The 7,031-nt window shown below is 32.3% G+C and carries 4 protein-coding genes; 3 read left to right on the top strand and 1 reads right to left on the bottom strand.

All coding sequences use genetic code 11. The annotated features are described in order from the left end of the window. The first annotated feature begins 999 nt into the window (after window positions 1-999). Window positions 1,000-3,630: a T9SS-dependent M36 family metallopeptidase gene (locus BUB80_RS22745; protein WP_139262887.1), complete on the top strand. Its 2,631-nt coding sequence runs from the start codon at window positions 1,000-1,002 to the stop codon at window positions 3,628-3,630. Window positions 3,631-3,760: 130 nt separating this feature from the next. Then, complete coding sequence (locus tag BUB80_RS22740) at window positions 3,761-4,741, top strand: EamA family transporter (protein ID WP_073297990.1); 981 nt, start codon at window positions 3,761-3,763, stop codon at window positions 4,739-4,741. A 48-nt stretch (window positions 4,742-4,789) separates the two neighbouring features. Here the strand turns inward: BUB80_RS22740 and BUB80_RS22735 are convergent, their stop codons facing one another. Then, window positions 4,790-5,932, bottom strand: coding sequence for a DUF418 domain-containing protein (locus tag BUB80_RS22735; protein ID WP_073297988.1), 1,143 nt, complete (start codon window positions 5,930-5,932; stop codon window positions 4,790-4,792). A gap of 230 nt (window positions 5,933-6,162) precedes the next feature. Here BUB80_RS22735 and BUB80_RS22730 point away from each other — a divergent pair, with 230 nt between their 5' ends. Beyond that, window positions 6,163-6,933: an alpha/beta fold hydrolase gene (locus BUB80_RS22730; RefSeq protein WP_228433941.1), complete on the top strand. Its 771-nt coding sequence runs from the start codon at window positions 6,163-6,165 to the stop codon at window positions 6,931-6,933. Window positions 6,934-7,031: the final 98 nt, after the last annotated feature.

The following is a 7,031-nucleotide window of genomic DNA, read 5'->3' as shown; positions in this document are numbered from 1 at the left end:
TGCTAGATGCTAGATGCTAGATGCTAGATGCTAGATGCTAGATGCTAGATGCTAGATGCTAGATGCTAGATGCTAGATGCTAGATGCTAGATGCTAGATGCGTTGCCCCTGTCATTGCGAGGAACGAAGTTCCGAAGCAATCTCAAAAAAACATACATCTTTTACCAAAAATTATATCCACACTTTTTGTCATCCTGAAAGGATCTCAACTATTCCTTTTAAATCATTTTTTGTATTTACATTTTACAAAGAACAATCCCTCATTTTTCATTCATTTAAAAATCTGCTTAATCCGCTTGATCTGCGAGAGAGATCATTATCCTCAAACTTAAACCTCCTGTAGAAGTAAAGCAATCTCTTTTTTCTGGGTGTCAGCGCAAACCTCACAGGTTTTTAAAACCTGTGAGGTTTTAGATTTATACGGTTTCACTCAGCAAAGATTGATGTGCTTTGAGTGGCTCAGTAACTTATTTTTTTAACAACTATTTATCTTAAAGACAAAAGCCCTAGCCCTGATAGCAGCGGTTACCCCGCAACAAGGAGTTGGAAAAGGTAAGGATTTTAGCGTTGGACTGCACCGGCGTGAGGAGTATGAGCGGATAGCAGGAAATAGCTCCTGAAAAATATCTAAAGTTACATTATTACTTCCATTATATTTTGACTCCTAACAAGGGGGACAATAAATAGTAAAAATAGACTTTCCCTTTGTATTCCTTTTATAGGTTTACATCTTATATTTAAAATTAAATTATCTTTTGTCTTGCCCAAGCAAAATAAAGCTAAGTATTTACTTTCATTCATAATGCTAATTTTATCTTGTCTAATCTACTGAAAATAGGAATTATTTGAATATGAAAAATAGATTTATTCATATTATTAATCTTTGAAATGCTGTTGAATAAATGAAAAAATATATTTTAATAATTATTTTATTATTTATTTAGGTTAAATGTTTTTTGATTGTGAAATAATTGTAAATTAGCCGCTTTATTAGTGTATATGAAAAAGATAATTCTACCTATTGTATTTGCTGCATTCGCAGTATTTCCTTCTACTTTATTTGGACAAGATAATGAGAAGCTTATTAAAGACTATATCTCTCAAAATAAGTTAAGAGAGTATAAGAAATCTGACCTTACGAATTTCATTATTGATAATGTAGATAATTCGAAGTCTTTAAATGGAAATGTGGTTAAGTTTCAACAAACGTATAATGGTTTTCCAGTATATAGTTCTGTTGGGACCGTACTTATTAAAGACAATAAAATTGTTTATTACACGGATAACTTCGTAAAGAATTATTCGGTATCTACATCTAATACTGCTGTGATTAGCAAAAGTGCTGCACTTCAGAAAATTGCTGAAGATCTACAAAATCCGGAGATTAATAATTTTGCTATTCTGGGGTTCTCTGAAAAGAATGGGAATAATGCTGCATCAGTAAGGCAAAGATTGGTTTATACCACTGATGTAAATGAAAATCTACATTTAGCATATGAATATAGTGTTACAGAACCTAAAACCTCAAATTATTGGAATATTCTAGTAGATGCAAAAGATGGTAAAATTATTGAAAAAAATAATTTAACATTATCGTGTAATTTTAAAGATGATGCTTATTCTTCAGATTTTACACACGATCATTTTACCAATAATACGCATGAGTTAATCGGCGCGGAAAATAAAGCTGAACAAAATTTTCCTTTCTTTGTTCCGGATAATGCTTCATATAACGTTTTCCCTTTGCCTATTGAGTCTGCTACTTTTGGATCTAGATCAATTATTTCAAATCCTTGGATGCTTAATGCTTCGCCTGAAGGATGGCATTCTGATGGTACCACTCATTATACTATAACCAGAGGAAATAATGTTTTTGCGTATGAAGACGTTGCGGGAACAGCTTTAACTATACCCCCACTTTATTTACCAGGAACTCCTGCAGATGGAGGAGCAACAAGGAATTTCAATTTTCCTTTTAATATTGATGGAACACCTGCAGCTAATAGAAATGCTGCTATAACAAATTTATTTTATTTAAATAATAGAATCCACGATGTTTTCTACCAGTTTGGATTTACAGAATCTGCCAGAAACTTTCAGGATAATAACTTTGGAAAAGGAGGTGTAGATGATGACTCTGTATATGCTGAAGCACAAGATGGTAGCGGATTAAATAATGCCAATTTCGGAACTCAACAGGATGGAATTAATCCTAGAATGCAGATGTATTTATGGTTAGGATCGAATCGTAAACTATTTTATAATACTCCGTCTGATGCAGTTGCAAGAGTTGTTAATGCCGGTGTTGCACAATTTGGACCAGCTTTAAATGCTACCGGAATAACTGGTGATGTAAAGCTTGCAAGTGTTATTGATGGATGTACTGCATTACCTGCGGGTGAAATGACGGGTAAAATTGGACTTATTGAGAGAGGAGGTGCTGCTAATTGCGGTTTTGCTGTAAAAGTTAAAAATGCGCAAAATGCTGGAGCTATTGGTACAATTATTTATAATAATACAGCTAATGGTGCTACCATAGGAAACATGGGGGGAACAGATGCTACAATCACAATACCATCTATATTAATTACAAATGCTGAAGGAGAGTTCATCAAAACAAAACTAGCTGCGAATACTGTTGTGAATGTTGATCTAAGAGTAGATGCGAAATATGATGGTAGTTTTGATAATGGTATTGTTACTCATGAATATGGTCATGGTATTTCAAATAGGCTAACGGGAGCTGGGTATAACTGCTTAAATTCCAATGCAGATAAAGAACAAATGGGTGAAGGTTGGTCAGATTTCTTTGCTTTAATGTTGACCAATAAAGCGGGAGATAATGCTTCAGTAGCAAGGGGTATTGGTACGTATGTAATAGGAGAAGGCAATACTGGAGATGGTATTAGACCTGCAAAATATTCTCCAAATTTTGCGATAAATGGCTTCACTTACGGTAATACGAACGGAATGGAATATAATAATGGAACTGCTGTTGTTCCGGATGTGCATTCTATTGGTTTTGTTTGGGCAACCATGTTATGGGATTTAAATTGGAAGTATGTTGAGAAATATGGTTACTCTTCTGATGTAACAGCCAATACTACTAATGGTAGTTCAAGAGTTTTACAGTTAGTTACTGATGCATTAAAGCTTCAATCTTGTAATCCTACGTTTATTGATGGTAGAAATGCAATTTTAGCTGCTGATTTAGCTACAACAGGAGGCGTAGATAAATGTATGATCTGGAATGTTTTTGCAAAAAGAGGGTTGGGAGTTAATGCTTCTGCAGGAAGTAAAACTAATATCAATGATCAAGTACAAGATTTGACTGTACCTGCTGAATGTGCTAGCTTAGCAACAAACGAAGTAAAAGCAGTTAAAAATGTAATTTCAATCTATCCAAATCCTGCTAAAAACGAATTCTTCATCAACTTCCCAAGCAATACTATTGGTAAAGTAAGTGTTGAGATTTACGATATGTCTGGAAAATTAGTTTCTTCAGAAGATAAAATATCTCCTGATGCCAAGAAAGCAATTTCTACAAGTAATTTAATAAACGGAACTTATATGGTGAAGATCAAGGGCCTTGGCTTTGATGCTGCATCGAAAGTAATTGTTAACAAATAAGATCAAAAAGATCAAATTATATATCGCCTCAAGCTTGCTTGGGGCGATTTTATTTATCTATGATACTAATCACCTTCTGACAAATTTGATTATTATATCGTAACTTTGCCGGCTGTTTAAAAAAAAGAATATGAAGAAGAAAAATATACTTAAGGGAGTTTTATTTGTCGGAGTGGGAGCCAGTATATACGGTATGTTAGCAACATTTGTTAAAATGGCTTATCATGATGGGTATACTACTTCTGAAGTTACTACTTCTCAGTTTATACTGGGATTGGTAGGTTTATTAATTTTGAATTTTATTCAAACCATAACCTCAAAACAAAAATTATCATCACCAAGTGGTAAAGAAATAAAAATGCTTATGCTGGCTGGTACATCGTTAGGATGTACAAGTTTATTTTATTATATCGCAGTTCAATATATTGCGGTTTCTATCGCTATAGTATTGTTGATGCAGTCTGTATGGTTCAGTGTGGTTGTAGAAAGCTTTTTGACTAAGAAATTACCTAATGCAAGAAAAATAGTATCCGTTGTTATTGTTTTATTAGGAACAGTTTTAGCTACCAACCTTATCAATATGGATATTGAGCTAGATTGGCACGGTATCTTTTGGGGATTACTAGCAGCAGCTTCTTACACATTAACAATGTTTACATCTAATACATTAGCTACTCATTTACCGGTTTTAAGGAAAAGTATTGTGATGCTTTTAGGAGGTTCTATTGTTATATTCCTATTCTTATTCTTTGCTCAGATAGGGCCAATGTATTCTGATGGATTAAGATCTATTTATTTAAATTTCACAGATAATATAGAACATATACATTCTTTTAATTATTCAATATTGTGGACGTATGGTTTTGCTCTAGCTATTTTTGGAACTATCATTCCTCCCATTTTATTTAATATTGGTTTCCCGAATGCAGGGCTAGGTTTAGGAAGTATTGTTTCATCATTGGAACTTCCGGTTTCTGTAACAATGGCTTACGTTTTGTTAGGCGAAAAGGTTGAATTGATTCAGTGGATGGGAATTATCCTTATTCTTTTTGCTATCGTTTTAATGAACTTACCTTCTAAAAAAGAAATGACAGTAGCAGAAGTAGCTTAAAAATAATAAATTAAATATATAATGAAAACCGTTTCTCTTGAGACGGTTTTATTTTTTTAATGAAAAGATCTTTCCATAGCTTAGACAGCGCCATAGCCATTCCAGTAGTCCGTAATTATACTTTTTCAGCCACCATCTACTAAAGATGATCTGTGAAATAAAAACAAGAATGGCAATCAATATATATTGGTATAATGGCCAATCTACCTTTAAATTAATAAAAAGAAAAAATGCAATAATATTTTGTGTGATATAGTTGGTAAGAGTCATTTTACCTACAATTTGTAACCCTGAGAAAATACTTTTAGCTTTACCTGTATTATACATCCAAATAATTCCTGTAGTTATAAAGGTCATAATACAAAGTATTTCAGGATAAAATAGATTGTAATAAGTATTGAATTCCCACTCATATTTTTCTATTAGAATTTGACTAATAAACAGAACAATTGATAAGCTTAAACTAACCCAAAATATCTTCTTTAAAAATCTTGGATTATTATTTATGATTGAGAAAAAATTACTGCGATGCAATGCAGCACCAATTAAAAAACAGCCTAATTGTATTAAATGCAATATAACAGAATAGCTTAAACGCAACATCCATTTATATCTCATAATAAGGTTGGCTTTAATATAATCAAAGAAAGTATTCTTGTCATAAAATTCATAAAATAGATCACGGTTTTTAGGAGTAAACAATAAGTGGTGTCTCCCTAAAAAGGATTGTAAAAATGGAGTTAGTAATAAGATTGTAATCCCAAGGATAAACAACGTTCGGGTATTAAGATTATAGAAAAGGAGCAGTATTAATCCCATAAAGGCATAGTCGTTGAGAATATCTCCACCAAAAAAAAGTGTATTAACAAAAGCAAAAACAAATAGCCACAGCATACGCTTGATGAAAAATATACTTGTCGGTTGACCGCTGGAACTTATCTTTTGTAATAATATGGAAAAACTAAAACCAAATAATATAGCGAGTAAAGTCCAGCCTTTTGAACCGAGTATAACTTCAGAAATACTTTCGATGAGAGAAGTGAGTGCATCGGTTTCTATCTTTATTGAATGAGTATTCCAAGTGTATATTGTGGCATAATTCATGACAACAACACTAAATAATGCCCAACCTCGTAAAATATCTATAATAGGAATTCGTTGATCTTGTAAAACTGGACTGTTTTTATTCATAGATAATTGTGATAAGTATAAAAGTATCCTGTGAATAATACTTTTTGGTTGTTTTTTTTCAAATATACTTTTGTATTCTATGGTCTGAATATTATTTATGTTAATGTTTATATAAAAGAATATTTGAAAATGGTAAATTATCTTAAAAGTTTTAAGCTAAAACTAAAATACTCATTATAAACCATTTCCTTTGGAGTAGATTTTTTAATTTTATACGTAAATAAAAATTCATGAAATATTTTAGAAATGCTGTTGCGGTTATTATGTTATCGGTTGTGCCAACTTTACTTTTTTCACAAGTAAAACCTTTGGATGCAGATCTTACGAATTATCAATATCCTTATGAAGTTCATTTCATTAATTTAAAATCTCAGAACAACGATCTGAAAATGGCTTACATGGATGTAAAGCCTAAAACGTCAAATGGGAAAACAATACTGTTGCTTCACGGAAAAAATTTCAATGGGGCTTATTGGGCAAAAACAGCAAAAGATCTTTCGGATAAAGGATTCAGAGTAATTATTCCTGATCAAATCGGGTTTGGAAAATCATCGAAACCTCATAGTTATCAGTTCTCTTTTTCTCAATTAGCAGAAAATACAAAAGCCATTTTAGATGAATTGAAAATTGAAAAAACAATTGTCTTAGGCCACTCAATGGGGGGAATGGTTGCCACGAGATTTACATTGCTATATCCTGAAAAGGTTCAAAAATTAATTCTCGAAAACCCAATCGGATTGGAGGATTATAAAACTTTTGCAGGCTATCAAACGATAGATCAAGCATATCAGTCAGAGTTAAAAAATACAGCAGAAACTTATAAAAATTATCAACTAAAATTTTATTATGATAATAAATGGAAAGCAGAATACCAACCTTGGTTAGATTTAATTGCAGGCTGGACTTTACATGCTGATTACCCAAAAGTAGCTTGGGACGCTGCATTAACCGGATCAGTCTCAAAAGTTGGGGAGAAAATAAAAAATGATATTTTTGTATAATGTTAAATGATGCCGAACTGCTTAAATTATTTTTACCTGAACTGTTGATTGAATATTTTGAGATTGTAAAATTTGAAGAAGAAAACCAAATTCTACAT

Source organism: Chryseobacterium polytrichastri, assembly GCF_900142445.1.
GTDB lineage: Bacteria > Bacteroidota > Bacteroidia > Flavobacteriales > Weeksellaceae > Chryseobacterium > Chryseobacterium polytrichastri.
Note: the sequence above shows the minus strand (reverse complement) of the source record. Positions and strands in the feature narration are given on the sequence as shown.

Bases quoted from the DNA above. Each gene is read 5' to 3' on its own strand.
- BUB80_RS22745 (WP_139262887.1), top strand. From the start codon at position 1,000: ATGAAAAAGATAATTCTACCTATTGTATTTGCTGCATTCGCAGTATTT.
- BUB80_RS22740 (WP_073297990.1), top strand. From the start codon at position 3,761: ATGAAGAAGAAAAATATACTTAAGGGAGTTTTATTTGTCGGAGTGGGA.
- BUB80_RS22735 (WP_073297988.1), bottom strand. From the start codon at position 5,932: ATGAATAAAAACAGTCCAGTTTTACAAGATCAACGAATTCCTATTATA.
- BUB80_RS22730 (WP_228433941.1), top strand. From the start codon at position 6,163: ATGAAATATTTTAGAAATGCTGTTGCGGTTATTATGTTATCGGTTGTG.